Origin of the sequence: Pseudomonas sp. DR208, assembly GCF_019823005.1 — a bacterium.
GTDB lineage: Bacteria > Pseudomonadota > Gammaproteobacteria > Pseudomonadales > Pseudomonadaceae > Aquipseudomonas > Aquipseudomonas extremorientalis.
The window spans coordinates 2798556-2825310 of sequence record NZ_CP081944.1; the positions used below are offsets into that span (position 1 = coordinate 2798556).

At 63.4% G+C, this 26755-nt stretch carries 31 protein-coding genes; 25 read left to right on the forward strand and 6 right to left on the reverse strand.

The window, feature by feature from the left end:
• Nucleotides 1-95 precede the first annotated feature (95 nt).
• The gene (locus K5K89_RS12670) at nucleotides 96-854 is read left to right on the forward strand and encodes a TetR/AcrR family transcriptional regulator (protein ID WP_222541538.1); all 759 of its coding nucleotides are present in this window, start codon (nucleotides 96-98) and stop codon (nucleotides 852-854) included.
• A gap of 168 nt (nucleotides 855-1022) precedes the next feature.
• Here K5K89_RS12670 and K5K89_RS12675 read toward each other — a convergent pair whose 3' ends face one another.
• Nucleotides 1023-2084: an FUSC family protein gene (locus K5K89_RS12675; RefSeq protein WP_222541539.1), complete on the reverse strand. Its 1062-nt coding sequence runs from the start codon at nucleotides 2082-2084 to the stop codon at nucleotides 1023-1025.
• Between the two features lie 151 nt (nucleotides 2085-2235).
• Nucleotides 2236-3852, reverse strand: a complete 1617-nt coding sequence (locus tag K5K89_RS12680; protein ID WP_071491943.1) for an NADP-dependent glyceraldehyde-3-phosphate dehydrogenase — start codon at nucleotides 3850-3852, stop codon at nucleotides 2236-2238.
• Between the two features lie 138 nt (nucleotides 3853-3990).
• On the opposite strand from K5K89_RS12680, the gene K5K89_RS12685 reads away from it, so the two are divergent.
• Entirely contained in the window at nucleotides 3991-4851 is an 861-nt protein-coding gene (locus K5K89_RS12685) for a Dyp-type peroxidase (RefSeq protein ID WP_071491942.1), read from the forward strand.
• Here K5K89_RS12685 and K5K89_RS12690 read toward each other — a convergent pair.
• Nucleotides 4848-5270 (reverse strand): transcriptional regulator, encoded by a 423-nt coding sequence (locus K5K89_RS12690; protein WP_371322061.1) that lies wholly within the window; start codon nucleotides 5268-5270, stop codon nucleotides 4848-4850. The two genes, K5K89_RS12685 and K5K89_RS12690, sit on opposite strands and share 4 nt — an antisense overlap.
• 601 nt (nucleotides 5271-5871) lie before the next feature.
• On the opposite strand from K5K89_RS12690, the gene K5K89_RS12695 reads away from it, so the two are divergent.
• The 7 genes from K5K89_RS12695 (at nucleotide 5872) to K5K89_RS12725 (ending at nucleotide 11540) form a co-directional block, all read left to right on the forward strand.
• Complete coding sequence (locus K5K89_RS12695) at nucleotides 5872-6033, forward strand: hypothetical protein (RefSeq protein WP_016969018.1); 162 nt, start codon at nucleotides 5872-5874, stop codon at nucleotides 6031-6033.
• A 103-nt stretch (nucleotides 6034-6136) separates the two neighbouring features.
• Entirely contained in the window at nucleotides 6137-7021 is an 885-nt protein-coding gene (locus K5K89_RS12700; RefSeq protein ID WP_222541541.1) for an FHA domain-containing protein, read from the forward strand.
• Nucleotides 7022-7047: 26 nt separating this feature from the next.
• Nucleotides 7048-7404 carry a hypothetical protein gene (locus K5K89_RS12705; RefSeq protein ID WP_071491940.1) on the forward strand — a complete coding sequence of 119 codons (357 nt, stop codon included), beginning with the start codon at nucleotides 7048-7050 and terminating at the stop codon, nucleotides 7402-7404.
• Nucleotides 7404-7739: a tetratricopeptide repeat protein gene (locus tag K5K89_RS12710; protein WP_071491939.1), complete on the forward strand. Its 336-nt coding sequence runs from the start codon at nucleotides 7404-7406 to the stop codon at nucleotides 7737-7739. Before K5K89_RS12705 ends, K5K89_RS12710 begins: the two co-directional genes overlap by 1 nt.
• On the forward strand, nucleotides 7736-9868 hold the full coding sequence (gene sctV, locus K5K89_RS12715; protein WP_092244961.1) for a type III secretion system export apparatus subunit SctV: 2133 nt from the start codon (nucleotides 7736-7738) through the stop codon (nucleotides 9866-9868). Before K5K89_RS12710 ends, sctV begins: the two co-directional genes overlap by 4 nt.
• Nucleotides 9865-11145 carry a type II and III secretion system protein family protein gene (locus K5K89_RS12720; protein ID WP_071491937.1) on the forward strand — a complete coding sequence of 427 codons (1281 nt, stop codon included), beginning with the start codon at nucleotides 9865-9867 and terminating at the stop codon, nucleotides 11143-11145. The genes sctV and K5K89_RS12720 overlap by 4 nt, the downstream gene beginning before the upstream one ends.
• A 14-nt stretch (nucleotides 11146-11159) precedes the next feature.
• On the forward strand, nucleotides 11160-11540 hold the full coding sequence (locus K5K89_RS12725; RefSeq protein WP_071491936.1) for a hypothetical protein: 381 nt from the start codon (nucleotides 11160-11162) through the stop codon (nucleotides 11538-11540).
• Nucleotides 11541-11596: 56 nt separating this feature from the next.
• On the opposite strand, the gene K5K89_RS12730 is transcribed toward K5K89_RS12725, so the two are convergent.
• On the reverse strand, nucleotides 11597-12361 hold the full coding sequence (locus K5K89_RS12730; protein WP_222541542.1) for a tetratricopeptide repeat protein: 765 nt from the start codon (nucleotides 12359-12361) through the stop codon (nucleotides 11597-11599).
• 48 nt (nucleotides 12362-12409) lie between these two features.
• Here K5K89_RS12730 and K5K89_RS12735 point away from each other — a divergent pair, with 48 nt between their 5' ends.
• The 13 genes from K5K89_RS12735 to K5K89_RS12795 are packed head-to-tail and all read left to right on the forward strand — an operon-like array spanning nucleotide 12410 to nucleotide 21221.
• On the forward strand, nucleotides 12410-12973 hold the full coding sequence (locus K5K89_RS12735; RefSeq protein WP_222541543.1) for a type III secretion protein: 564 nt from the start codon (nucleotides 12410-12412) through the stop codon (nucleotides 12971-12973).
• A gap of 12 nt (nucleotides 12974-12985) precedes the next feature.
• Nucleotides 12986-13219, forward strand: a complete 234-nt coding sequence (locus K5K89_RS12740; RefSeq protein ID WP_092244980.1) for a hypothetical protein — start codon at nucleotides 12986-12988, stop codon at nucleotides 13217-13219.
• Between the two features lie 9 nt (nucleotides 13220-13228).
• On the forward strand, nucleotides 13229-13663 hold the full coding sequence (locus tag K5K89_RS12745) for a hypothetical protein (RefSeq protein ID WP_058425050.1): 435 nt from the start codon (nucleotides 13229-13231) through the stop codon (nucleotides 13661-13663).
• Nucleotides 13664-13667: 4 nt separating this feature from the next.
• Entirely contained in the window at nucleotides 13668-14450 is a 783-nt protein-coding gene (gene sctJ, locus K5K89_RS12750; RefSeq protein ID WP_222541544.1) for a type III secretion system inner membrane ring lipoprotein SctJ, read from the forward strand.
• Nucleotides 14447-15061: a type III secretion protein gene (locus tag K5K89_RS12755; protein WP_222541545.1), complete on the forward strand. Its 615-nt coding sequence runs from the start codon at nucleotides 14447-14449 to the stop codon at nucleotides 15059-15061. The genes sctJ and K5K89_RS12755 overlap by 4 nt, the downstream gene beginning before the upstream one ends.
• Nucleotides 15058-15642 carry a type III secretion system stator protein SctL gene (gene sctL / locus K5K89_RS12760; RefSeq protein WP_071491930.1) on the forward strand — a complete coding sequence of 195 codons (585 nt, stop codon included), beginning with the start codon at nucleotides 15058-15060 and terminating at the stop codon, nucleotides 15640-15642. The genes K5K89_RS12755 and sctL overlap by 4 nt, the downstream gene beginning before the upstream one ends.
• Nucleotides 15639-16961, forward strand: coding sequence for a FliI/YscN family ATPase (locus K5K89_RS12765; protein ID WP_071491929.1), 1323 nt, complete (start codon nucleotides 15639-15641; stop codon nucleotides 16959-16961). Before sctL ends, K5K89_RS12765 begins: the two co-directional genes overlap by 4 nt.
• Nucleotides 16962-16977: 16 nt before the next feature.
• Nucleotides 16978-17424, forward strand: a complete 447-nt coding sequence (locus tag K5K89_RS12770; RefSeq protein ID WP_071491928.1) for a hypothetical protein — start codon at nucleotides 16978-16980, stop codon at nucleotides 17422-17424.
• A complete protein-coding gene (sctQ, locus tag K5K89_RS12775) occupies nucleotides 17421-18422 on the forward strand; it encodes a type III secretion system cytoplasmic ring protein SctQ (protein WP_222541546.1) in 1002 nt (333 codons plus the stop codon). The genes K5K89_RS12770 and sctQ overlap by 4 nt, the downstream gene beginning before the upstream one ends.
• Nucleotides 18419-19072 carry a type III secretion system export apparatus subunit SctR gene (sctR, locus tag K5K89_RS12780; protein WP_017137580.1) on the forward strand — a complete coding sequence of 218 codons (654 nt, stop codon included), beginning with the start codon at nucleotides 18419-18421 and terminating at the stop codon, nucleotides 19070-19072. The genes sctQ and sctR overlap by 4 nt, the downstream gene beginning before the upstream one ends.
• Nucleotides 19073-19082: 10 nt before the next feature.
• Nucleotides 19083-19352 carry an EscS/YscS/HrcS family type III secretion system export apparatus protein gene (locus tag K5K89_RS12785; RefSeq protein ID WP_071491926.1) on the forward strand — a complete coding sequence of 90 codons (270 nt, stop codon included), beginning with the start codon at nucleotides 19083-19085 and terminating at the stop codon, nucleotides 19350-19352.
• A 6-nt stretch (nucleotides 19353-19358) separates the two neighbouring features.
• Nucleotides 19359-20171, forward strand: a complete 813-nt coding sequence (gene sctT / locus K5K89_RS12790; RefSeq protein WP_222541547.1) for a type III secretion system export apparatus subunit SctT — start codon at nucleotides 19359-19361, stop codon at nucleotides 20169-20171.
• A gap of 3 nt (nucleotides 20172-20174) precedes the next feature.
• Nucleotides 20175-21221 carry an EscU/YscU/HrcU family type III secretion system export apparatus switch protein gene (locus K5K89_RS12795; RefSeq protein ID WP_071491924.1) on the forward strand — a complete coding sequence of 349 codons (1047 nt, stop codon included), beginning with the start codon at nucleotides 20175-20177 and terminating at the stop codon, nucleotides 21219-21221.
• Between the two features lie 32 nt (nucleotides 21222-21253).
• Here the strand turns inward: K5K89_RS12795 and K5K89_RS12800 are convergent, their stop codons facing one another.
• Nucleotides 21254-21676: a hypothetical protein gene (locus tag K5K89_RS12800; protein WP_222541548.1), complete on the reverse strand. Its 423-nt coding sequence runs from the start codon at nucleotides 21674-21676 to the stop codon at nucleotides 21254-21256.
• Between the two features lie 213 nt (nucleotides 21677-21889).
• A complete protein-coding gene (locus K5K89_RS12805) occupies nucleotides 21890-24706 on the reverse strand; it encodes an ATP-binding protein (protein WP_222541549.1) in 2817 nt (938 codons plus the stop codon).
• A 574-nt stretch (nucleotides 24707-25280) separates the two neighbouring features.
• Here K5K89_RS12805 and K5K89_RS12810 point away from each other — a divergent pair.
• Genes K5K89_RS12810 through K5K89_RS12820 form a run of 3 tightly spaced genes read left to right on the forward strand, consistent with a single transcriptional unit; the run spans nucleotide 25281 to nucleotide 26737 of the window.
• Nucleotides 25281-25553: a DUF2282 domain-containing protein gene (locus tag K5K89_RS12810; RefSeq protein ID WP_049712652.1), complete on the forward strand. Its 273-nt coding sequence runs from the start codon at nucleotides 25281-25283 to the stop codon at nucleotides 25551-25553.
• On the forward strand, nucleotides 25550-25957 hold the full coding sequence (locus K5K89_RS12815; protein WP_092245010.1) for a DoxX family protein: 408 nt from the start codon (nucleotides 25550-25552) through the stop codon (nucleotides 25955-25957). Before K5K89_RS12810 ends, K5K89_RS12815 begins: the two co-directional genes overlap by 4 nt.
• Nucleotides 25958-25975: 18 nt before the next feature.
• Nucleotides 25976-26737 carry an alpha/beta fold hydrolase gene (locus tag K5K89_RS12820; RefSeq protein WP_071491921.1) on the forward strand — a complete coding sequence of 254 codons (762 nt, stop codon included), beginning with the start codon at nucleotides 25976-25978 and terminating at the stop codon, nucleotides 26735-26737.
• Nucleotides 26738-26755 lie beyond the last annotated feature (18 nt).

Below are 26755 nucleotides of genomic sequence, written 5' to 3' on the forward strand. Positions count from 1 at the left end.
CATATGGCGCAGTGTCACTACTTGCTTTCAGGCGGCGGCCCCGGTATAAAAAATCAAATTATTTTTTAAAACAATATTTCCCACGTGGAACTTCTATGGTCGCGAAGAAAGTCAGCGCTCCAAACATTACCAAGACTCGATTGCTGGATGCGACAGAGGCTCTCTTCATCAAGTACGGATATGACGCGGTTTTGTTACGGCAGATTACCGAGCGTGCCCAGGTCAACCTGGCGGCGGTGAACTACCACTTCGGGGACAAGGATTCCCTGATGCAAACCCTGCTCAAGCAGCGCCTGGAGCCGCTCAACGAGCAGCGCCTGGAACTGTTGGCGCGGTGCGAGGCCGAGTCCGACGGCCCGCTGGACTGCGACACCTTGCTCGGCGTGCTGTTTGCCCCGGCCATGGGCCTGGAGCGCAGCGACCCGGCCAGTGCCAATGGGGAAGGGCGTTCGTTCATCCGCTTCCTGGGCCGGGTCTACAGCGACACCTCGCCGTTTATCCAGGAATACCTCAAGGTGCATTACCAGCCGGTGTTCCAGCGTTTCTTCGAAGCCTTTGCCCTGGCCCTGCCGGACCTGCCGCGCAATGAGCTGGGGGTGCGCCTGCAATTTGCCCTCAAGGCGATTTCCGGGGTGATGGCGGGTACCGAACTGCGGCTGCTGATGAACTCCATGAGCCTGGGCCGCCCGGCGACGGATGCCGAGGTGATGGCCAAGCTGATCACCCTGGTCTCGGCGGCGATTCGCGTGCCGCAGCAGAGCCCGGAAGCGGAAACTGCATTGGCCAAAGTGCTGGACACCCAGCGGTCCATTCGCGAACAAGCGGCAGCTCCCGCTGCCAAGGCTTCACGCTAGGTCAAATCCGATACAAAAAAAAGCCCGCTGGGGCGGCGGGCTTGATATGCAACGTTTGTAACGGATGAGGTTTCACCCTACGTTTCGGGATGTGAATAAAACGTGAAAAATATGTAAGAGAAAGTGTGAAAGTGTTGACGCTGGTAAATGCGGCAACAGGCCACCTCTCTAGATCTTCCAGCGTCCGGCAGTTTTGGCCAGGCGTTGGCGCATCGCATCCACGTTTGCTGCCAGTTGTACCGTCAACAACCGATAGCCATCCAGCGCGCTGTAGACCGGCGTATCCAGTGCTGGCTCGGTGCCTGTGATAGGGCTGGGCCGCTGCAACCGTTCCGTCACCCCCGACTTCAACGCCCGCGCCATCCCCACCAACTGCACTCGAATCTGCCGATGTTCGGTCCTCAACATCACCTGCATCCGCGCCATCGCCTGTTCATCCCGTGGATCGGGCCGGGTATTGCCAAGAATCTCCAGGGTGCTGATGCACATGCGCAAATGCCGCTGGATCGCGTCGAGTTCGGTCATGGAAATCCGCACTTCCTTCGACACCGACGGCATCAGCGAACGCAGTTGCACCATCGACGCATTCAAGCGGTTGAGCAGCTTGACGTGCTCATCATCGGTGACTGACTGGCCATTGATGATCCGGCTGTAGATCGCCGCACAATCGCGCAGCGCACTGGCCAGGTTGTAGCGCCACGAATACATGGCGTACAGCGGCAGGGCGAACGAAAACGCCAAGGCCAGCACAATGCCGATCAAGATATCGACGGTGCGCCATAGCCCATCGGAGATCGGGTTGTCCCCGTGGCCGGCGACGATAAACACGGTGATCGCTGACAACAGGGCGATGTAGCCGCCCTTGCCGATGGCGTGATAGGAAAAGAACCCGCACACCGCCGACATCAACAGGTAGGTCAAGAAGGGCAGGCCGAAGTAGGCCTGCTGCACCACCACCACCAAGCCGACGCTGGCGCCGATCAAGGTGCCATAGGCACGCTCCACCGCTTTCTTGCCGATATTGCCGTGGTGCTGCAGACCACCGATCACGATCAGCATGGTCACCGACGCCCACTCACCGTGGGGCAGGTTGATGCCGGTGGTCAGCAGGATTGTCGCCAGCAAGCCGATGGACACGCGCACGGCGTGAATCAGCTTGGCATGGCGGTAGCGGCGGTACGGGTCGAGCAGGGGGCGCAACAGGCGCCGGGCGAAGAAGGGCAGGTTCATCGGTAGTAAAGTGGCCTCGAAATTCAGGGGGTACACGGTCCAAGTGTGGGAGGGGGCTTGCCCCCGATAACGGTGGATCAGTCAACCGGTCTGTTCCTGAGCGACTGCTATCGGGGGCAAGCCCCCTCCCACATTTGGGTCTGTAGCGTTTTCAGAAGATGTAGTCGGTAGTCAGGAAGCTTGAATCGCGGTTACGCAATATGTCGCTGACCAGCGCCTTGTTGCTCTCCTGGAACTTGGTCGCCACCAGGGTGCGGATCGAGAACACGCGCAACGCGTCATGTACCGACAGCGTACCCTCGGCCGAGTTCTTGCGCCCGTTGAACGGGAAGGTGTCCGGGCCGCGCTGGCACTGGGCGTTGATGTTGATACGGCCGACCTGATTGGCGAAGGCGTCCACCAGGCGCCCGACTTCCACGGCGTTGGTGCCGAAGAGGCTCAGTTGCTGACCGAAATCGGAGTCGAGCACGTACTCGATCACGGTCTCCAGGTCGCGGTAAGGCACGATCGGCACCACCGGGCCGAACTGCTCTTCGTGGTACACGCGCATCTGCGGGTTCACCGGGTACAGCACCGCCGGGTAGAAGAACGAACCGCGACTTTCACCGCCATGCTCATTCACCACCTTGGCGCCATGTTGCGCGGCATCGGCTACCAGGCTGGTGAGGTAATCCACCTTGCCCACTTCGGGCAATGGCGTCAGCGCCACGCTGTCTTCCCACGGCATGCCGGGCTTGAGCGTGGCCAGTTTCTGGTTGAATTTCTCGATAAAACTGTCGACGACATCTTCATGCACGAAGAGGATTTTCAACGCGGTGCAGCGTTGGCCGTTGAACGACAGTGAGCCGGTAACGGCTTCGCTGACCGCATTGTCCAGGTCCACCTCGGGCAGCACGATGCCGGGGTTTTTCGCATCCAGGCCCAATGCCGCGCGCAGGCGGTGTGGTTTCGGGTGTAGTTTTTTCAGGTCGCTGGCGGCCTTGTTGGTGCCGATAAACGCAAAGATATCGATCTTGCCGCTGGCCATCAGCGCACTGACGGTTTCACGGCCGCTGCCGTAGATCACGTTGATCACCCCGGCCGGGAAGCTGTCGCGGAACGCCTCCAGCAACGGACGGATCAGCAGCACGCCGAGCTTGGCCGGCTTGAACACCACGGTGTTGCCCATGATCAGCGCCGGGATCAGCGTGGTGAAGGTTTCGTTCAGCGGGTAATTGTAGGGGCCCATGCACAAGGCCACGCCCAGCGGTACGCGGCGAATCTGGCCGAGGGTGTCCTGTTCCAGCTCGAAGCGGCTGGAACGGCGGTCCAGTTCTTTGAGCGCGTTGATGGTATCGGTGATGTAGTCGCAGGTGCGGTCGAATTCTTTCTGCGAGTCCTTGAGGTTCTTGCCGATCTCCCACATCAGCAGCTTGACCACCGCGTCGCGCTGTTCACGCATGCGCCGCAGGAACGCTTCGACATGCTGGATGCGCTCGGCCACGCGCATTGTCGGCCATTCGCCCTGGCCGCGGTCATAGGCACGCACGGCGGCGTCCAGGGCGGTAAGGGCGGTCTCGGCGTCCAGCAACGGCGTGCTGCCGATATGCGCGCGCTCGTCGCCAAACTGCACCGGGCTTTGCACCTTGGCCAAGGGGCCGTTCCATACCTGCAACTGGCCGTCGACCAGGTAATCACGCTGTTCAATGGGCGCTCCGAGCTGGAACTGCTCGGGAACTGCGGCGGCGGAGGCGGGAAACAGCTGGGCGAGCAGGTTGCTGGTGGTCATGGCGCTACCCCTGGAATAGTTGCAAAACATGACTAGAGAGTCACCCAACAACAGGCTCTATGGCAAGGCTTGCGCGCTTTCTTGTACGCAGGGCTGTGCCCGGCGGTTAAACTGCGCGGCTTTTCAGAAGGAGTTCACATGAGTCAGTACCAGCCGGGCATTCTTGCCGCACCGGTGCCGTTGCAGGCACGCCATCTGTTTTTTGCCGTGGAGGCTCTGGCAGCCGTACCCGCTGCGTTGGACGCACTGGTGCAACTGACCGATTCGGCGGCAGTGGTCGGTCTTGGCGAGCCGCTGGTTGCCGCACTGGGCGCACGCGTTGAAGGCTTGCGCAGTTTTCCGGCCATCAGCGGGCCGGGCGCGCATAACCCGTCCACACAGCAGGCGCTGTGGGTGTGGCTGCATGGCGTGGATCGCGGTGAACTGCTGTTGCGCAGCCGTGCATTTGAAAAGGCCCTGGCTCCGGCATTTCGCCTGGTGCAGATGACCGAAGGTTTCCGCTACAAGACCGGCTTCGACCTCACCGACTACGAAGATGGTACCGAAAACCCCCACGACGACGCCGCGGTCGACGCCGCCCTGACCGACAGCGGCGCCAGCTTCGCCGCGATCCAGCAATGGCAGCATGACCTCGATGGCTTCGCTGCGCTGCCGGCTCAGGAGCGCGACCACATCATCGGCCGCCGCCATGGCGACAACGAAGAACTCGACGACGCCCCCGAGTCCGCCCACACCAAGCGCACCGCCCAGGAAAGCTTCACCCCGGAAGCCTTCGTGGTGCGTCGCTCCATGCCCTGGGCCGAGAATGGTCAGGCGGGCCTGATGTTCCTGGCGTTCGGTCATTCCTTTGATGCGTTCGAAGCGCAACTGCGCCGCATGAGCGGTCTGGAGGACGGGATTGTCGATGGCCTGTACCGCATCAGCACCCCCTTGACCGGTGGCTACTACTGGTGCCCGCCGATCAAGGATGGCCACCTGGACCTGAGCGCCCTGGGCTAAAGCACGCCGCAGGCCACACGTTCACCGCCGCCGCCCGACGGTCTCATCGCCCGCGGGTGCGCCGCCTGCTCGAACCAGGTGGGCGCGACAAAACGATAGCCCATGCCCGATGCCGTGGCGATGTACGGCACATCGTCATCGTCATCGCCCAGCGTGCGGCGCAGAGTCTTGATCTGTGTGCGCAGGTTGCATTCCTCGACCACCCGTTTCGGCCAGGCAATGTCGAGCAGTTCGGTTTTCTGCAGCAATTCGCCGGGCCGCGAGGCAAGGGCGATCAGCAGGGTCAGGGCGCGGTTGCCAAGGTTTACCGGCTGGTCATGCCTGAGCAGTTGGTGGCGCTTGGGCAGCAGTCGATAAGGGCCGAAGTGAATCTCAACGCAACCGTCGTCTTTGAGGAGAGTGGTGGGTGAATAATTCATGTCGGTCATAGATCACCTGAAAGATTTATATATAGCCGGCCTGAAAGCGAGTCCTTTGGTTATTAGTGCAGTTGCACTAGCAGGCGCGGAGGGAAGTTGCTCGCCAAGCAATTGGGTTGCTTGGGACGAGTTATCAAACGCGATGATTAAGTCGCTTCTGTTACAAATCAAAATGTCTGGAAAGTTGGGCAAAAGGCTATTAGCGAAAAATGTGAAGTAATCGCGAAAATAAATGCCGGGTGTCGCTAGGTGGCGCGTTTCAAAAGAGGTTTATTGTTCAGCATTGTTCAGTGGGTATTAGCGGAGTGCCCGTAAACATTGGTCTTGAGCGTGTTTTTGTTTTTCTCTGAAAGTTCCATGTCACTCAGGCGATGAATTTTTTTCAACGCCAGGTTGAGCCAGACCTTTCACAACCTGTATCTGAAACGTTTCACAAGCTTTCACAGCGAAGGCGTTTTGATCGTGAGTAGTATGGGGCCCATGCAAACCAACAACGGTTCGAAGGCGCATTGTCTGACGTTTTGGGCCTTCATCGGTTTGCATACTTTCAGCGTGCTGTTGCGCAACTGAATAACTTCCCTATCGATGCAAGGAGATGAACATGGCTGATGTCCCACCAGTAAAAGCAGGCGGCGCCGACGACGCTATCGCGAAGATGGAAGCGACCTTCAACATGGCTATCGAGAAGTCGGCCAAGATCACCGAAATCAGCACCGCGAAAAAAGCCGAGCTGGACGCCACCAAACAGCGTCCGCAGAACTGATTCGCCAAACGGGCGGCGCCGGCGCTGCCCGTTTACCTCTCAATTCCCGTTTTTATCCTGATTCTTGACCCCGTTGCACAGGCTCAAAGGGGCAAACCCGACTATGACAGCCCTGATTTCCCTGGGCCCGGTCGCCGCAACTGGCGCACCGACCCTGACGGTGACGGACGGTTTGCATCAGGGCAGTTCCCTGGTGCTCGACCAGCCTGTCTACACCCTCGGCGCCGATCTGGCGGCTGATTTGGTGCTCAGCGATCCCGGCGTTGCCGGCCTGCACCTGCGCCTGCGTTTTGAAGGCGGCCAGGTGGCGGTCGAAGCCTTGGGCGGTGACGTATTGATCGCCGGCAATGTGCGCATTCCCCAAGGCAACGGTCATCGCGCGCGGCTGCCGGTGCAGCTGCGCATCGGCACGGCGGGGGTGAGCCTGGCAATGCCTGGCGGTGCTGAAAAACCAGTGCCCGCGTCACGCACATTGACCCCCTGGATCGTCGCGACCGCGCTGCTGTTTATCTGTGCTGGAGCGCTGGCGTTTCGCAGTGAAGCACCACCGCAGCCGACAACCGCCGTTACCGCCGTTGCACCGCTGAAAACACCTTCCCGCGAACAGGCCAAGGCCTGGCTGGAGCAGCAGTTGCAAGCCGCCCGACTGGATACCGTGAAGGTCAGCAACAGCAACGGCCAGCTCAGCGCCACGGGCACCTTCGAACAGTCGCAAAAACCGCAGTGGCTGGCGGTGCAGCAAGCCTTCGACCAGCGTTACGGCCAGCAGATCGTGCTCAACCCGCGCGTCGCCGTGCGGGCCGATGCAGCGGCGCCGCGCGTGCGCTTGCAGGCCGTGTGGTTCGGGCCTCATCCGTACGTGATCAATGACAGTGGCAAGCGCCTGTACCCCGGCGCGGCGCTGGCGGACAACTGGGTGCTGGAACGTATCGAAAACAACCAAGTGATCCTCGCCCGTGGTGAGGAGCGCTTCACCTTCACGTTGTGACCATGCTTTTAAGCTAAGGCCCTGGGATGAAAGTCGAACCCCGCCCGTTGATCCCCAGTGACGTACGCAGTGCGCCGGTCGAAGCTGTGCGCCCGGTCAATTCGCGCCAGGCCACCGCCTTCGAAGCGGTGCTCAAGACCCGCAAGACCCACACCCGTCGCTCCCTGCGCAGCGACCTCGAAGAACTCACCGGCGCCGCTGGCGTCGACTCGCTGTTGTTCGGCAGTGCTCGCTCCCTGGAACTGCTGGAGCATGTGATGGAACACATCCTGCCAAGCCTGGACGCCGAGCCACACATCAAGGCACTGGCCGTCGAGCTGATCGGCGAAGAGATCGAGATGCGCCGCACCCTCGCACAGCAACGCTCGGAGGTACATGCCTGATGGCCCGCGATAACGACGACGCCGTGCAACTGCTCAAGGGCATCGGCGAGCTGTACCGGCGCAATGGCCAGTCCCAGCGCGCCCTGGTTATGCTGCTGATCGCGGTCAACGTCGCCCCCGATGACGGCGTGTTGCTGCGCTCGCTGGTGCTGGCTTTCACCGACAGCGGCGACGCGTCCCGCGCCCTCGGCGCCCTGGACCGTCTGGTGGCGCTGGAAGGCGAGTCCGCCAGCCTGTTGCTGTTGCGCGCCCGCGCCTTGTGGTACGGCGAGCGCAAGGACGACGCGCGCCAGTGCTTCAAACGCTATCTGGCTGCACGCAGGGCCGGCGCATGAGTGCGCTCAACCGCCTGAACAACCTGGCGCGCCTGGCTGCCCAGCGCACCGACGTGATCATCGTCGCATTCATGCTGATGGCGATTGTGATGATGATCATCCCGCTGCCCACCTACCTGGTGGACGCGCTGATCGGTCTCAATATCGCCCTGAGCATCCTGATCCTGATCGTGGCCTTCTACATTGGCCACTCGGTAGAGTTCTCCGCGCTGCCGCCGCTGATCCTGCTCAGCACGCTGTTTCGCCTGTCGCTGTCGATCACCACCACCCGTTTGATCCTGCTGCACGGCGACGCCGGGCATATCGTCAAAGCCTTCGGCGACTTCGTGATCGCTGGGCAAGTGGTGGTGGGCATGGTGGTGTTCCTGATCATCACCGTGGCGCAGTTCGTGGTGATCACCAAGGGTGCCGAGCGCGTGGCGGAAGTGGCCGCGCGCTTCACCCTGGATGCGATGCCCGGCAAGCAGATGAGCATCGACAACGACCTGCGCAATGGTGATATCGACCAGGCCGAAGCCCGTCGTCGCCGCTCGCGATTGGAGCGTGAAAGCCAGATGTTCGGCGCGATGGACGGCGCCATGAAGTTCGTGAAGGGCGATGCCATCGCCGGCCTGGTGATCCTGGCGGTCAACCTGCTGGGCGGCATGCTGATCGGCATGATCGAGCGCGACATGCCGTTCGGCGTGGCGGTGCACACCTACTCGTTGCTCACCGTGGGTGACGGCCTGATTGCACAGATCCCGGCGCTGCTGATTTCGGTGGCGGCGGGCACCGTGGTCACCCGCGTCAACAGCGACGGCGAAGCGGGGGACCTGGGCAGCGAGATCATCAAGCAACTGGGCGCCAGCTACCGCGCTCTGGGGTTGACCGCGTTGATCATGATCGGCGTGAGCCTGCTGCCGGGGTTTCCGACCTGGGTGTTCCTCGGCTTGTCCCTGGTGTTCGGTGGCGCGGCATTCATGATGTATCGCCGGCATCACCGCCAGCCGGAACTTGAAGTGCTGGTCGAGACGCCGGAGCCGGTGGTCGAAGTCCAGGCCGAACGGGATGACAACCTGTTGCCCGATACCCGCGTGCTGCTGACCCTCGGCAGCGGCGTGTCCCAAAGCGCACCGCGCCAACTGCTGCGCCAACGCGTCGAAGCGCTGTGCCACGACCTGCGCACCGAACTCGGCGTGGATATACCGGTACCGGGCATCTACATGGAAGCCAAGGCCACGCCTGGCAGTTTCCGCGTGTCCCTGGAAGGGGTGCCGGTAAGCGAAGGCGAGTTGCCGACCAACTGCCTGCTGGTGCAGGACGATCCGGTGCATGTGCAGTTGCTCGACCTCGCCACGGTGCAGGCCGATTCGCCGCTCACGGGCCGCAACGCCCACTGGGTCGAGCGCCAGCACGAAGACACGTTGCGCAACGCCGGCATCGGTTTCCTGCTGCCCGACGAGGTGTTGCGCGGTGTGCTGGAACGCAGCCTGCGCCGCTATGCCGCCGACTTTCTCGGCATCCAGGAAACCCGTCTGCTGCTGGAGCGCACCGAGGCCACCTACGGCGAACTGGTCAAGGAAGCCCTGCGCCTGGTGCCGTTGCAGCGGGTGGCCGAGACCCTGCGTTTGCTGGTGGGCGAAGGCGTGTCGATCCGCAACCAGCGCGCCCTGCTCGAAGCCATGGTGGAGTGGGGCGCCCGTGAAACCGATGCCGGGCGCCTGGCCGAGCACCTGCGCGCCGCGTTGGCACGGCAGATCAGCCATCAGTACGCCGACCGCAACCGGGTGATCGGTGCGCTGGTGCTGGCGCCGGGCCTGGAAGACCAGTTGCGCGGCTCCCTGCGTCGCCAGGAACCGCAGCGCGAGTTGATCCCCGAGGACGTCAGCCGCGCCTTGCTCGCCCAACTGCGCCAGGCGTGCGAGCACACCCGCGAGGTCAACAGCGCGGTGTTGCTGGTGCACCCGGAACTGCGCCGCAGCCTGCGCCGCCTGGTGGTGCGCGGCGAGCTGGAACTGGCGGTGCTGTCGTTCCGCGAGCTGGCCACCGAGTACAACCTGCAAGCGCTGGTGACCATCAGCCTGACCGAGATTTCCAATCGCCGCGGGCCTGCCGCGGCTTCCGTCACTCCCCTGGCGTCTGCCTCATGATGCGTTTTTGTGCGTTGTTGCTGACTGTGTTTTCGTGTGTGAGCCAGGCTCAGGAAATCGCCGCCGGTGCCGGAGGTTCTATCGCCCTGGCCTCCGGCGAAGGGCGCATCCTGCATTTTGTCGCCCCCGTGGACACGGTGTTGGTGGCCGAGCCGAATGTGGCCGACTTGCAGGTGGTGTCACCGGGCACCCTCTACATCTTCGGCAAGGCGCCGGGCAATACCAGCCTGATCGCCCTCGGCAGTGACGGTCAGCAACTGGCGAGCCTGAGCCTGGCCGTCAGCAGCGCCAGCCAGGCGGTGACGGCGCCGATGCAGGCATTGCATCCCGGCAACGCTGCGCAGATCAGCGGCGCGGGTAACCGTCTGATCGCCAAAGGCACCGTGGGATCGGTAGCGGAAGCCACGGACTTGAACGCGCTGCTCAATCCCCAGGGGCAGGGTTTCCAGAGCGCGATCAACACCACCGAGTACGCAGGGGCCGCCCAAGTGAACTTGCGGGTGCGCTTTGCCGAAGTGTCGCGTTCGGAGTTGCTGCACTACGGCGTGAACTGGAACGCGATGTTCAACAACGGCACGTTCTCGTTCGGCCTGATCACCGGCGGGCCATTGGCCGCAGCCTCGGCGGGTGGCTTGGCCGCAGCGGGCGCAGGCTCAGGCAATGTGAATATCGACGGCATGCTCGACGCCTTGCAGGCCAACGGTGTGCTGCAGATTCTCGCCGAGCCGAACATCACCGCCATGACCGGCCAGACCGCCAGCTTCCTCGCCGGTGGCGAAGTGGCGATCCCGGTGCCGGTCAACCGCGACCTGGTGGGCATCGAATACAAGTCGTTCGGCGTGTCGCTGTTGTTCAACCCGACCCTGCTGCCCAACGGCCGCATCGCCCTGCAGGTGCGCCCGGAAGTCAGCAGCGTGGTCAGTGGCGGCACCGTGGATTTCGGCAACTTTCATGTGCCGTCCTTCAGCGTGCGCCGCGCCGATACGCGGGTGGAAGTCGGCAGCGGGCAGACCTTCGCCATCGCCGGGCTGTTCCAGCGGGAAAGCAGCCAGGACATCGAGAAACTGCCGCTGCTGGGTGACCTGCCGATCCTCGGCAACTTGTTCCGCTCCAAGCGCTTCCAGCGTAATGAAACCGAGTTGGTGATCCTGATTACGCCGTACCTGGTGGAGCCGGTGCGCGGTCGCACCCTCGCCACGCCCCTCGACGCACCACCGGCTACCGCAGCGGCCACCGGACCGCGCAGCGGCGGGGCGTTCGGTTTCTACATGAATTGATCAGGGGGCCTGCCATGAATGTTTTACGTGTGTTGCTGCTGTTGCCCCTGGCGCTGATGGGTTGCCAGACCCACCTGGCGCCGACGTACTACTCATCCGAATACCGCGCCGATGGCTTGCCGACCCAATGCCAGCAACCCCCGGCGACGGACACCATTGGGCTGGGCGAGGATTTCAAGCCGACGTTGGCGCTCGGCTGTGCGAACAATTTGAACCTGATGCAGATGGTCGAGCGCAAGCAGGACTTGACCCAAGGCCGCCCTACAGGGCCGGCGATGGCCGCGCCAGTGGGCCGCGCTGCCCAGGTGTACATCGAAGGGTTTGACCGCGAGCAATTGCAGCGGCGCAAGGATCAGCAAGAAGCCAAGGCCGATGCGGCGGGGGGCAAGCAATGACCTGTGTTGCTTGTACAACAACCCTGCTCACCACAGAACGCTCACCTACAACAGATTCAACGCGAATCAACCAACCCCAGCTCTCGTGCCTGGGCCAGCGGATCACTGATCGCCTTGATCCGCTTGGCTTCATCCACCAACCGCGCCCGTTCGGCTGCGGGAATATCGTCCAACGGCAGCGCAGCGACGCGGTCTTCATGTCCTGTCAACACCATCACCAACAACGCATTGCGCTGATGCCGCGCCAATGCGCGGGGCGACTGGGCGACCGGGGCGATGGTGTCCAACGCCTGCTGCGACTGCCCGCCCAGCGCATACGCCAGGGCCAGGTTGCAGCGGTTGTCGAGGTCGTCGGGCTTGAGGCTCAGGCTCTTGGCGAACGCGGTTTGCGCCGCCGCGGCCTGGCCATTGAGGATCTGCGCGACACCCAGGCGGGTGTACGCAACCGGCAAGCCGCTGATCCCGGCCGCCTGGCCCAGGGCGGTGACGGCACGCTGAGTCTTGCCCACTTGCAATTGCGCGGTGCCCAGGCCGAGCAGGGCTTCGGCATTGCGGGCGTCGAACCCCAGGGCCTGCTGGAAGGCCCGCTCGGCGCCCGCCGCATCCTTGGCGTCGAGCCTGGCCTGGCCGAGCTTGAGCCACAGCTCGATACCTGCGCCGGGTTGCTGCGCCGCCCGCTCGTACAGCGCTGCCGCACTGGCGTAGTCGCCGCGCTGGCTCAGGTCATTGGCCAGTTGCAGGGACTTGTCGGCATCGGTCGCAGGTGGGTGGGCGCAGGCGGTCAGCAGCAGGGTACTGGCGAGCAGAAATCTAGGGGTCATCGTCACAACTCGTCTGGCGAAGGCGGAGGCCATGTAAGCATATTTTTGATGGCTGTCCTATGCCTGTTCAGCGCCAGTTTCGCCCACGCTGCCGAAGAGCCTGACTGGTTCTCCCAACCCTACGCCTACGTGCTGGTGGACCAGGACGTGCGCAGTGCCCTGGAAGAGTTCGGGCACAACCTCGATGTGCCGCTGGTGCTCTCCGACAAGGTCCGCGGCAAGGCCCGCAGCACGATTCGCGCGGCCACCGCCGGGGAGTTCCTGCAAACCCTGTGCAGCACCAACGGCCTCACCTGGTACTTCGACGGCAACCTCTTGTACCTCAACGCCAGCGATGAAATCAGCACCAGGCTCTTCAAGGCCAGTGCCCTGGACCTCGACCAGTTGCAGGCCTACCTCGGCAACCTCGATGTGTTCGGCCAGCAGTTGTCCATGCGCAACGGCCCCGAGGGCGATGAAGTGTTCGTTTCCGGGCCACCGCCGTACCTGGCGCTGGTGCAGCAGCATGTCGATCACCTGCAACCCAAGGTCGCCGCCGCCCCGGTGGCGCGCGAGCGCGGTGTGCGGGTATTCCGTGGCGCCCAAGTCAGTACCGAAACCCCAACCCAGTAAAGGAGCAGCACCATGTCCGTAACGGCCGTAGACAGCAATCTCGCCCCTGGTGGCGCCAGCCCTGAAGCCAGGTTCAACGCGGCGGTGGATAACGCCAAGGCCGCCGATAAGCCCGCCGAGCCCACCGACGCCGAACTCACCGATTCGTTCATCACCCAGGCGGTCACTTACGGCGGCCAGTTCATCATCATGCCGAAGATGCAGGAACTGCTGAACGACGCCATGTCCGATGACGACGAAGAGTAGGAAGCCCCTATGACTATCAGTCTCGCCGCCGGCGCTTCGGCGTTGCCGCCGTCTGCCGGCGCGGGGCCCGCCGGGGCCTCGCAGAACCTGTTCGAGCACATGGCCAACACCGCCAAGGGCATGCCCGAAGGCGCCAGCCCGCACCAGATCGGCTCGGGCCTGATGGAGCGCATGAACAGTTTCATCGACCGTACGCGGGCGTTTTCCGAGCGCGCCGACTTGCTCACCAACAATCCTTCGGCACCGCCGCCGGCCCAGGCAGAAATCCGCACCGCCAGTGCTTCGCCCCAGGGTGAACCCGGGAAAAAAGTCGGCGAGCAACAGGTCGACCAGATCGTCCACTCCCTGGGCAAGATGTTCGATTACTCCATCGAAACCCAGATGGTGGTGCGCGGTGCGACACAGATTTCCGGCTCCGCCAACACGCTGCTCAAGGGGCAATAACATCATGCCAAGCCCAAACCGTGCGCTGCGCCTGTTGCTGATCGGCCTGCTCGCCAGCCTGTTGCAGGCGTGCAACACCGACCTCTACACCAACCTCAGCGAGCGCGACGCCAACGCCATGGTCGCGGTACTGCTGCGCGGTGGCGTCCCGGCCGAGCGCAAGGCCCAGGACAACGGCCAGCTCAAGGTGGTGGTCGATGAGTCACGCTTTGCCGAAGCCATGACCCTGCTCGACAACGCCGGCCTGCCGCAGCAGAGTTTTTCCAACATGGGCGAGGTGTTCAAGGGCAATGGCCTGGTGTCGTCGCCGGTGCAGGAGCGGGCGCAGATGATCTATGCGCTCAGCGAAGAGCTTTCGCATTCGGTGTCGCAGATCGACGGCATCGTCGCTGCCCGCGTGCACGTGGTGCTGCCGGACAACGACCTGCTCAAGCGCGTGATCTCGCCGTCATCGGCCTCGGTACTGGTGCGTTACGACCCGGGCACCGACATCAATACGCTGATCCCGCAGATCAAGACCCTGGTCGCCAACGGTATCTCCGGGCTGAGTTACGACGGCGTTTCGGTGACGGCGATCAAGGCCGCCGTCGCCATCAGCCAGAACCCGGCGCAACCGCGCCTGGCGCGCTTCATGGGCCTGTGGCTGCTGGAAGACAACCTGGCCCAGGCGCGGCTGATGTTCGGGGCCTTGTCGCTGATCGCACTCGGTGCGGTGGGTGTGCTCGCCCGTCAGCAGTGGGCACGTCGTCAGTCCCAGGCGTTGTATGTGCTCAAGGAGGGTGAATGAGTTTGTTCGAACGCTGGCAGGGGCTGATTGCCGAGCCGCTGCGGTTTGTGCGCGGGCCGAGCCTGGGTGCATGTGTTGCCGATGAATTGCCAGACGCCGTGCTGCAGGCGATGCAGGGCCAGCCACGCTTTCGCCAGCGCCTGGAGCAGTTGTTGGTCAGTCATTATCAACTGGCACCCATGGCGCAATTGACCACGCCGATGGCGGCGGACTTGGCGGTGCTGTTGTTGTCGCCGGCACAGTTTGCCCGCTTGCCGAGGTTGTGCGGCGCCATCTGGCACGCCCCGACCCTGAGCCGCGAGATCCGTCGCGAGGTGGTCAACGAATTGCGCGAAGCCCTGGGCGCTGAGGTCTTCGTGAGCGCCCTGGCCTTGCGCCAACTCGGTGGTGCGGCGGATCTGCTGCGCGAGCCGGTCGAGTTGGTCGACGCCGTCGACCGCGATGGCCAAGGCTGTGTCGCGGCCTGGCTGCACGCCCAGCACGCCGACTGGCAGGGCTGGCTGCGTTTGCGCTTTGCCTTTCCCCAGGGCCACGGCGCCCGTGTACCGCGCGACCTGGAAATCGTCCAGGCCGCCGCTGCGTGCCTGCTGGCCGAGGAGATCACGCCATGAGTGAACTGCCAAGCCGTCCCACCGCCCGCATCCTGCGCGCCGAAGACGCCGCGTTGTGGAGCGATGGCTTTGCCTTCCTGCAAGCGGCCAAGGCGCAGGCCGAGCAGATCCGCGCCGACAGCGAGCAATGGCTGAGCAGTGCCCGCGCAGAGGGCTTTGAAAGTGCTCGGCAAGCCGGCGCTGAACAGGTGGCGCAACTGCTGCTCGCTACCCAAGCCCAGGTGCAGCATTACTTGAGCAGTCTGGAAACGTCCCTGGTCGACCTGGCCCTGGGTATCGTGCACGAAGTGCTGGGGGAGTTGGACAACGCCGAGCGTGTGGTGCGCAGTACCCGCCAGGCGTTGAGTGCGTTTCGCCAGGACCAGGCCCTGACCTTGTGGGTGCCGCCGGCGGACGTGGACGCCCTGCGCCAACGCCTCAAGCTGGAGGGATTGGCAATCGCGGTGGATGCGGATGAACAGCTGAGCGCCGGACAGGCTCGCCTGAACAGCCCGGCCGGCTCCGTGGAGCTGGGCCTCGAAGCCCAATTGCAGAACCTGCGTCGCAGCCTGTTGCCCTTTGCCGAAGAGGGCCTGGCATGAACCTGGAACAGCTGCTGCCACGCCTCTGCGAGCGCCTGGCCCAGGCGCGCCCGCGGCCCATGCACGGCACCGTGCTGAGCATTCGCGGTGTATTGCTGCGCGCCAGTGTGGCCGGGGCGAGCATCGGTGAGCTGTGCCAGCTGCGCGACCCCGGCAGCGCCCGCAGCCTGAGCGCCGAGGTGATCGGTTTTGACGGTGACGAGGCCATCCTGTCGCCCATCGGCTCCATGGAAGGCCTGTCCACGCGCACCCAAATCACCGCCACCGGCGAGACCCTGGGCGTGGCCGTCGGGGATGCGCAGCTCGGCCGGGTCATCAGCCCCATGGGCGATTTCCTCGACGGCGACGGCATGCCGCCGACCGTGGCCTTGCAGCACTACCCGCTGCACGCTGAACCCCCGGCAGCGTTTTCGCGACAGTTGATCGTGCGTTCCATGGCCCTGGGCATTCGCTCCATCGATGGCCTGCTGACCCTGGCCCAGGGCCAACGCATGGGCATCTTCGGTGAGCCCGGTGTGGGCAAGTCGTCGCTGCTCGCCAGCATCATCCGCAACAGCGAAGCCGATGTGATCGTGATCGGCCTGATCGGCGAGCGGGGCCGGGAAGTGCGTGAATTGCTCGATGTGCAGCTCGACGCCCAGGCCCGTGCGCGCACGGTGGCGGTGGTTGCCACTTCGGATCGCCCGGCGGCCGAGCGGGTGCGTGCGGCGTTTGTCGCCACCACCCTGGCCGAGTACCACCGCGACCAGGGCCGCAACGTATTGCTGTTGATGGACAGCCTCACGCGTTTCGCCCGGGCCCAGCGCGAGATCGGCCTGGCGGTGGGCGAGCCGCCAACCCGGCGCGGTTATCCGCCGTCGTTCTTTTCGGCCTTGCCGCGTTTGCTGGAACGCGCCGGCCCCGGGCCCACCGGCAGCATTACCGCGCTGTACACCGTGCTGACCGAGGGTGATGCCGCCAGCGATCCGGTGGCCGAAGAGGCCCGTTCGATCCTCGACGGTCACATCGTCTTGAGCGCCGAGTTGGCCCAGCGCAACTACTTTCCGGCGGTGGATGTGTTGCGCAGTCGCAGCCGTTTGATGGAGCAGGTCGCCGGTGAAGAGCACAAGCGGCTGGCGATGCGCATGCGTGAATTGATGGCGCGGTATGGCGAGATCGAAATGCTGATCCGCGTGGGGGAGTACTCCGCCGGCAGCGATCCTTTGGCCGATGAAGCGATCAACCGCCACGCCGCTATCGAAGCCTTCCTGCGCCAGAACGCGGGTGAGCCGAGCAACCTGGAACAGACCCTGGCCCACATGCGCCGGGTACTGGCATGAACAAGGAGCAAATCCAATGAAAACCCAACAACTACGCACCCTGCAAACCCTGCGGGTGTTGCGTGAACAGCGGGCCGCCAGCCAACTGGCCGCGCAGCAGCAACGCTGCGAGCAGACCCACGGTGTGCTGACTGACGCCAAGGAGCAATTGCGCCTGCACCGTGAGGCGATTGCCGAAGAAGCGCGGCAGGTTTATGCGTCCCTGACCGAAGGCCTGTCGGTCGCCAGTTGGCAGGCCGCCCAGGATCGCCTGCGCGGCCTGTCGGATGACCAGCAGCAACTGGAAAACGATGTGGCTCACGTGTCCACCACGCTGCGAAGCCAGGAGCGCGAGCGCGATGTGTTCCGTCAGGAGCGCCTGAGCCGCCAGCGCCAGTCCGAGGCCTGGCAAAGCCTGCTTGAGGGCCGTGAAAGCGCCGAGCGCCGGGTGGGCGAGCTGCGTGATGAAGGCGCCGGCACATGATTCCAGCCCTTGCCGATTCGCTGTCGCCGTGGCTGACCCACTACGACCCGGCGTTACTGGCTCTGCACAACCAGTTGCACCGCCGCTGCCGTCCCTGGCAGGGCCGTTGCGGCGGGCAGGACTTGCGCGTGAGCTGGGCCGCCGCAGCGCGCCGCCTTGACGCGCCGCGTCATGTGCCGCTGTCGCTTGGCGGTGCCGCGATGCGCCTGAGTTTGCCCGCTGCGGCGCTGGAGCAACTGATGCTGCCGTTGGCGCTGCCGTTCGATGTGCAGCCGTTGCCTGCGCTGCCGCGCGCGTTGTTGCTGGAGCTGGCGTTGCTCGACCTGATCGAAAGCCTGGAGCCGTTGCTCGGTCACCCGCTGCAGGTGCTCGAAGCCGCTGATGAGCAGGGCGTGTTTGCCCTGCGGCTGGCGCTGGAATTGACCTTCGGCCACCAGCCCGCGATGAGCGCCCAGTTGGACCTGAGCGAAAGCGCCGCCGTACTGGTCACGCAACTGCTGGCGCAATACGCCGAGGTCGAACCCGACCCCTTGCCAGGCCTGCGCCAGACCCTGGCGGTGGTGGCGGGGCGCCAGTGGCTGTCCCTCGGTGAACTGCGCAGCCTGCGCCCCGGTGATGTGCTGATGCTGGAGCAAGGCCCGGGCCTGTTGCTCGACCTCGATGGCCGCCTGCAGGCGCTCTGCCAATACCAGGGCGAAGTCCTGCGCCTGCAGGAAGCCTTGAAAGCCCCCTTTGTGGAACCGGAGAACCCCATGACTGATGTTGATGCCGCCGTTGCGCTGGATGACCTGCCGTTGAAACTGGTGTGCCAGGTGGGCAGCCTGGAACTGACCCTGGCGCAGTTGCGTGAACTGGGCGCCGGCAGCCTGTTGCAGCTCGACACGCCGGGTGTGGACAGCGTCGACCTGATGGTCAACGGCCGTCGCGTCGGCCAGGGCCAACTGGTGAAAATCGGCGACGGCCTGGGTGTGCGCCTGCTGAGTTTTGCCACCCCATGACCGGTTATCAGCCGAACCTGATCGAGATCATCCTGGTCGTTGCGACGATCGGGCTGATCCCGCTGGCGGTGGTGACACTCACCGGGTTCATGAAGATCTCGGTGGTGCTGTTCCTGATCCGTAACGCCCTTGGCGTGCAACAGACGCCGCCGAACCTGGTGCTGTACGGCATTGCGTTGATCCTGTCGGTGTACGTGACCACGCCGTTGATTGGCGACATGTACCGGCAGGTGGAGGGGCGCGACCTCAACATCGAGCATGTGGAGCAACTCAAGGATTTGGGCGATGCATTGCGTCCACCGTTGCAAGCGCACCTGAAGCGGTTTGCCAATGAGTCCGAACGCGGTTTTTTCGTGCAGGCCACCGAGACCATCTGGTCGCCTGAAGCACGCGCCGATTTGCGTGACGACGACCTGGTGGTGCTGATCCCGGCGTTCGTCAGCTCGGAACTGACCCGCGCCTTCGAGATCGGCTTTCTGCTGTACATCCCGTTCCTGGTGGTGGACTTGCTGGTGTCCAACGTGCTGATGGCCATGGGCATGTCGATGGTCTCGCCGAACCTGATCTCCATTCCGCTGAAGATTTTTTTATTCGTGTCCCTGAGCGGCTGGTCGCGCTTGATGCACGGTTTGATTCTGAGTTACGGCTGAGGCACGCCCCATGGGCCAGGACGTATTCCTGTCATTGATGAAACAGGCGCTGATGACGGTGCTGATGCTCTCCGCACCGGCGTTGGGCGTGGCGATTATCGTGGGCTTGAGCGTGGGCCTGTTCCAGGCGCTGACGCAGATCCAGGACCAGACATTACCCCAGGTGGTGAAGCTGGTCGCGGTGTTGCTGACCATCGTGTTCCTGGGGCCGGTGCTCGCCGGGCAGGTGGCGGAACTCGGCGGCCAGGTGCTGGACAACTTTGCGATGTGGACGCGCTGACCGCCCATGGATGCCAGCCTGACCGCGCAGTTCCTCGAAGTCGCCTACCCGGTGATCAGCTCCGCGTCGCTTGCCGCTTGCCGTGCCATGGGCGTGGTGGTGATCACCCCGGCGTTCAACCGCTTGGGCCTCACCGGCATGATTCGCGGCTGTGTGGCCGTGGCGATTTCCATCCCGATGTTCTTCCCGGTGTTCGACGCGCTGACATCAACGCCGGAGCACGGCAGCCTGTTTATCGCCGGATTGCTGATCAAGGAGTTCCTGATCGGCATTTTGATCGGCCTGCTGTTCGGCATTCCGTTCTGGGCCGCCGAGGTGGCGGGGGAGTTGATCGACCTGCAACGCGGCTCGACCATGGCGCAACTGGTGGACCCGCTGTCGTCCGGGGAATCCAGCGTGATGGCGACCCTGCTCACGGTGATGCTGATCACGCTGTTCTTCATGTCCGGCGGGTTCATCCTGATGGTCGACGGCTATTACCACAGCTATCAGCTCTGGCCGGTCACCGCGTTCACGCCGGTGTTCGCCAGCTCGGCGCTGCTGGCGGTGTTGTCGATCCTTGACCAGATCATGCGCGTCGGCGTGCTGATGGTCTCGCCGTTGCTGATCGCACTGCTGGTGACCGACCTGATGCTCGCCTACCTGTCGCGCATGGCGCCGAACCTGCATATCTTCGACCTGTCGCTGCCGGTGAAAAACCTGTTTTTCACGATCCTGATGGTGGTCTACATCGGCTTCCTGATCCCGCTGATGCTCGACCAACTGGCGGAGTTTCGCGGCACGGTCGAACTGCTCAAGACCCTGGTCGGCATGGAGTAGCCCATGGCCGATACCAGCGAAGAAAAATCCCAGCCGGCCACGGACAAGAAGCTCCAGGACGCACGCAAAAAGGGCCAGGTTGCCAAGAGCCAGGACCTGGTGTCGGGCATGGTCATCCTGTTCTGCACACTGTGCATTTCCGTTCTGGCGCCACGGGCCAAGGCCCAGGTCACGGCGCTGATCGACCTCACCGCGCTGATCTACGTCGAACCGTTCGCCACGGTGTGGCCACGGGTGCTCGACCATGCCGAGCAACTGGTGATCGGCATCACGTTGCCGGTGATGGCGGTGACCACCGGCGTGGTGATCCTGACCAATATCATCACCATGCGCGGGTTTGTGTTCTCCACGGACCCGATCAAACCCGAGTTCAAACGCATCAACCCGGCGGAGGGTATGAAGAAGATCTTTGCGCTGCGCAACCTGGTGGAGTTCATCAAGGGCCTGATCAAGGTGCAGGTGCTGGCAATCGCGTTCTACGTGGTGGGCAAGCATGCATTGCAGGCGCTGATGGAGTCGTCGCGCTGCGGTGCCGAGTGCATGCAGTCGACATTCTTCCTGGTGCTCAAGCCGCTGGTGTTTACCGTGCTGTGCGCATTCATCCTGGTGGGCGGGGTGGACGTGATGATGCAACGCTGGCTGTTCGGCCGCGACATGAAGATGACCCGCAGCGAGACCAAGCGCGAACGCAAGGACATCGACGGCGACCCGCTGATCAAAAGCGAACGCCGCCGCCAGCGCAACGAGATGCAGGCTCTGGCGACCAAGTTGGGTTTGGGCCGTGCGTCCTTGATGATCGGCACCACCGACGGTTGGGTGGTTGGCGTGCGTTATGTGCGCGGGGAAACGCCGGTGCCGGTGATCGTGTGCCGGGCCTCCCCGGAGGAGGCGTTGTTGATGCTGCAGGAGGCGTATGACCTGGGGATTCCCCATGCGCCGGACAAAACCCTGGCAGCGGACATCGCAAAAAAGGCGGTGGCTGGCGACCCGGTACCTGATGCCGCATTCCAGGCAGTAGCGGACTGGTTGGTGGCAGCCCGTCTGATCTGAAGTAAAGGCGGTGTCATCGCCTTTACTTCAGATCAGACGCGCATGGCTCCAGAGGTTGGGGCCGCCGCCACAACGGGTAAGACAGGCGCAACCGGATTGGCTGCGCCTACGACTGTTGGCGCCTTTTCGAGGGCGGTATCGACTGCCGGTCCAGGTGAATCGACAGAGGTCGCCTCTTTCACGGCAGGTTTTTCCGGGAGGCGCAGATGTTCGGGGACCTCGTTTTTCAAGGCTTTCCAGGACGGCTCAAGCGATACTGGCGGTTTTTTGGGGGGCGCGGCGGCTGGTTCCTTGTCGGGTGCTGGTTTAGCTGTCTTTTCACCTGCTATGGCTTTAATCGCTTTACCTGTGCCGTAGGTGGCGCCGGCAGTGGCCACACCGGTGACGGCACCGACAGCGATTGCTTTGCCAGCGCCAATCAAGGCGGGAATGATTGCAGCAAGAAATGGAAACATAGGTAGGGTCCTTCATTGGCCGGGACGGAAGCCGATCATGAGTGTCCTGAGCGCCTCCATCAGTTCCATTTCTTACTGCTGGGTTCAATCAATTCCTACATCGTGGTTGTCGTTGGTCCACTCCGACGGTTTGAGCGAGTACTTATCCTGGTCTGCCTGACAGGGTCATTTCACCGCTGTAAAAGCTTGTGCGATTCATCCCATGTTCAATCACTACCGGTGCTGGAGCCGCGGCAACGAGGCGATGCGCAACTTGGGTTCCTGCAACCGCGCCAGGTCGGTCGCGATCTGCGCCCGCCAAAAATGCGCGCCCGCCAACTGCGCGTCCACCCAGGCCTGGCGCAGCAGCACGGTGGCCTTGTCCACCGAGCCGTAGTGCGCCTGGCGCAGGATCAGTTGCGCCTTGATCCGCAGTATTTGCGGCACGAACCAACGTTCATGGCGGCCGAGGGCCAATTGCAGGGTGTCTTCGAGCACTTCCAGGGCGAGTTTTTCCAGGCCCAGGCGCGCCAGGCCCAGGGCGTACTCACAGCGCAGCAGGCTGTAGAGCTGGCTGTCGCCCTGGCCTTGCAAGTGGTGCAAGGCTTCGCCCAGTTGCGGCACGCCGGTTTCCGGGGCGCCTTCGCGGATCAGCAGGATGTTTTCGAAACACAGGCGAAATTGCCGCCAGATATGCAGGTCCTGGCCGGTGGTGCTGTCTTGCAGCAGGCCCAGGTAATAGCGCACTTTCGGCAGGTTGGATGCCAACAGTGCCAGGGGTATGGCACCCAGGCACAGGGTGTACCAGAGGGTCGCAGGGTGTTCGAGGGAGATGGCTTCCTCGACGCAACTGCCGATCAGGCGCAGCGCCGGGTCGACATCGCCTTCAAGCAACTGCACCTTGGCCTTGAGGCAGCGGGCGGCGATGCGTTGGTCGAATTGCAGGTCGATGATGTGCGAACGCGGTGCCGACGGCGAGCCCAGGGCTTCATCGATGTTCTGCCGTGCCCCCGTCAGGTCACCCATATGGAACAGCGCCACGGCACGCATGCGCTTGCCGAGCAATTGTTGGCTGCCGCTGCTGTTCAGCGCGATGTAGCGCTCGGCCAGTTCCAGGGCTTCGGTGTACTGGTTGCAGCCGCAGCGGTCGGTCCACAGGCCCCACAGGGCACGCAACTTGTGCTCGGCATCGCCGAGGTCGCGGGCGTCTTCGCATACCTGGCGCCAGGCGTCGCGCATCGGGCCGCCGGTGCCGTAGGTGAGCATCAGCACGCTGGCCAGGGCCGTATGCAACAACATGCGCTGGCGCAAGGGCAGCGGGATGAGGGCGTCGCTGGCCAGGCCTTTGTCGACCCAACTGCGGCACTCGCTGATCAAGGACACCCGCAGCCACAACGGCACGCCGCCCAGGGTCAATTCGATGCCCAGGGACAGGTCGCCGGTGGGCGAGTAGGCCCAGTCGAGGGCTGCCCGGATGGTATTGATTTGCGCAGCGTAGAGGGCCAGCCAGGTGCCCGGCGACAAGCCATCCAGGGTTCGCCCGGCTTCCTGCAGCACGCCGAGCGCATAGCGCGCATGACGCTGGCAAGTGGTACGGGTTTCGCCTTGTTCGTCGAGTTTTTCCAGGGCGTAGGCGCGGGTGGTTTCCAGCAGGCGGTAGTGCTTGGGCACGGTGGATTCGCTGGCGATCAGCAGCGACTTGTCCATCAGGCTTTCGAGCAAGGGCAGGGCGTTGCGTGGGGCCAGGCGGCTGGAGGCTGTCATCGTCTTGACCGCCTCCAGGGTGAAGGAACCAGTGAACACCGCGAGCTGGCGCAGCATGGCCTGTTCGTCGTCGCTGAGCATGGCGTAGGTCCAGTCCAGGGTCGCGCTCAGGGAACGGTGCCGGGCGAGGGCGGTACGCCGGCCAGTCATTTGCAGGCGGAAGCTGCCGTCGAGCAGGCCCACCAGGTCCTGGATGCCAAAGGTGCGCACGCGGGCGGCGGCGATCTCGATCGCCAGCGCGTTGCTGTCGAGTTTGCGGCAGATCGCACTGACGGCCGCGACGTCGGCGTCGGTGAACACAAAACCCGGGTCGAGGGCGCGTACGCGTTCCACAAACAGACGCACGCCGGACCATGCCAGGGCTTGCTGGGCGCTGAGGTGGGCGTGTGCGTCGGGCACCTCCAGCGGCGCCAGGTCATGCACCCGTTCGCCGTGTGCACGCAGCGGTTCGCGGCTGGTGGTAAGCACACAGCATTGCGGGGCGCTGCGCAGCAGGATTTCGACCACGTCGGCGGTGGCCGGCAGTACGTGTTCGCAATTGTCGAGCACCAGCAGCAAGCGGCGGTTGGCCAGGCTGGCGACCACACAGTGCAGCGGGTCTGCGCTGACGGTCTGGATACCCAATGCACTGGCGAGCATGCCGGCCACCCATTGCCCGCCAGTGGCGGGGGCCAGGTCGACGAAGCACGTGCCCAGATTGAGTTCACCGGCCAGGCGCTGCGCCACCGCCATGGCCACGGTGGTCTTGCCGATTCCGCCGGGGCCGGTGAGGGTCACGAAGCGCTGGCTCATGACCTGGTCGGCCAGGCTGGCGATCAAGGCGTCGCGGCCGATCACCTCAGCCGTCGGCGTCGGCAGGTTGGGCTCATCCACACGCACATAGGGCGCGGGCAGGTGCTCTTCACTGGCCGCCTGTACGGTGACGGGGGCGACAAAGCGATAGCCGCGGCCCGGCACGGTGACGATATAACTGCAGTTGCCATCGTCACCCAGCGCGCGGCGCAGCGCGACGATCTGTGCGCGCAGGTTGCATTCTTCCACCACCACCTTGGGCCAGGCGAAGGCGATCAGTTCGGCCTTCTCCAGCAATTCTCCCGCACGGGTCACCAGGGCAATCAACAGGTAGAGCGCGCGACTGCCCAGGGTGACCGGCACGCCGTTGCGCAACAACACATGCTGCTTGGCCAGTAATAGATAGGGGCCAAAGCCCAGGGTGCTGTCAGGGGCGGCCGGCGCGGGATGGTCTGCGTCCAGGAAGGACACTGCGTGGTTCTTGCTCGAGCTCATCAAATCGTCCTTTTTATAGTCAGGCTTGTTATTGGCGATCAGGCCATTCGCCCTTTTTGGGGTACAGATGTGCAGCAGCAGTCTTGGAAAAATGATGTCGATCAACCGTGTTAAAGGCTGCCCTCCTTTGGGGCGTGGTCGTTTTTATGGTGACGTCACGGAGCCTGTTTCAGGGGATGAGACTGTCTCAGAGCTGAAACATTTTATTACTAGAAATACTGATAAAGCAGAATGTATGCCAGTTGGCATGTATCAAACATGACAACAACCGCATGAAATTTATGGTGATTTTTGCGGTCGTCGACGACAGGGGAGGGCCTTCGTTCGGAAAGGCGAATATTTCTAATTGTGTCGTTCGGGATGCCGAATAAAGCGCCGGGGTTTTGGCACTGTTTTATTGACTGTGTATCGAACTGTATCCCTGCACCATCCTGATACACCTGCATGACGTTCTGTCGCGTTCGCGACACAGAGCGGATACACGCCTGGCTTTAACTCTGCTCACCAGCTGGCGCAGGCGGTCACCGACCCCAAGCGCCCTGGCCACCCTCAGTCAAGCCAGGAGACTCATCTTATGAAGCGTCCTTACGCAGCCCTCGCGGCAACCCTTGCGCTGTCCCTCAGCGCCTTCGCGGCCGTGGCTCACGCCGACGAGCCCAAGCCCCAGGAAAAATGCTTTGGCGTGTCCCTCGCCGGTGCCAACGATTGCGCCGCCGGCAAAGGCACCTCGTGTGCCGGCACCGCCACCACCGACTATCAGGGCAACGCCTGGGTGCTGGTGGACAAAGGCACCTGCACCCAGATCAAGACCCCTAAAGGCTTCGGCAGCCTCACGGAGCAACCGTGATCCAGCGCCTGCTGCCCGAAGCCCTGCTGTTGCTGGTGGCGCGGGTGGCGATCGCGGCGGTGTTCTTTCTGTCGGGACGCACCAAGGTCACCGGGTTGATTGAACTCAAGCCGTCGACCTACACGCTGTTCCGCTCGGAGTACGCCTTGCCGCTGATTCCGCCGGAGTGGGCGGCGCACCTGGCGACCTACGCCGAGCACCTGTTCCCGCTGTTGCTGGTGCTGGGCTTGCTGACCCGTCCGGCCGCCGCCGCGCTACTGGGCATGACCCTGGTGATCGAGGTGTTTGTGTACCCCGATGCCTGGCCGGTGCACCTGACCTGGGCGGGGCTGTTGTTGCCGCTGCTGGCTTATGGCGGTGGGGCCTGGTCGCTGGACCGCCTGATGCTGGGCAAACGTTCTTAACTTTGATGGAGATTTCCCATGCGTATGCTTTCTTCCCTGGCCATTGCTATGGCCTTGACCGTTCCGATGCTGGCCCAGGCCGCGGATGCCCCGCAGCCCGGCACCGGTAAAAGCGTGGTGATCGTGCCCGGTTCGTTTGTCGACGGCTCCGGCTGGCGTGTGGTGCACGACATCCTGATTCACAAGGGCTACAAGGTCACGGTGGTGCACCAGGGCCACGAGAACCTGGCCGCCGACGTGGCCGAGGCGCGCGAAGTGCTGGAGCAGCAAGTCGGCCCGGTGGTGCTGGTGGGTCACAGTTCCGGTGGCGGGGTGATCTCGATTGCCGGCGACCGCGACAAGGTCAAGTCGCTGGTCTACGTGTCGGCGCTGCAACCGGAAGTGGGCGAGAACATGGCCCAGTTGATCGGCTCCATGCCGGCGCCCAGCGATGACATCAAGCAGAGCCGCGACGGTCACCTGTTCTTCGACCGTGCCAGGTTCAACGCCGACTTTGCCGCCGACCTGACCACCAACCGCACCGACTTCATGGCCGCGTCCCAGGTGCCCGCGACCACTGCCCTGTTCGGCGGCACCGTGTGGGCCGCGGCCTGGCACAAAAAGCCGACCTACGCGGTGGTCTCCACCGAAGACCGAGCCCTGAGCCCCGACCTGCAGCGCTGGATGTACAAGCGTGCCGGTTCCAAGGTCACCGAAATCAAGGCCAGCCACTCGGTGTACATCTCCCAGCCCGAGGCTGTGGCGAAGGTCATCGAAGACGCTGCTTCCGTTATCAAGTAATTCACCCCAACCCTGGAG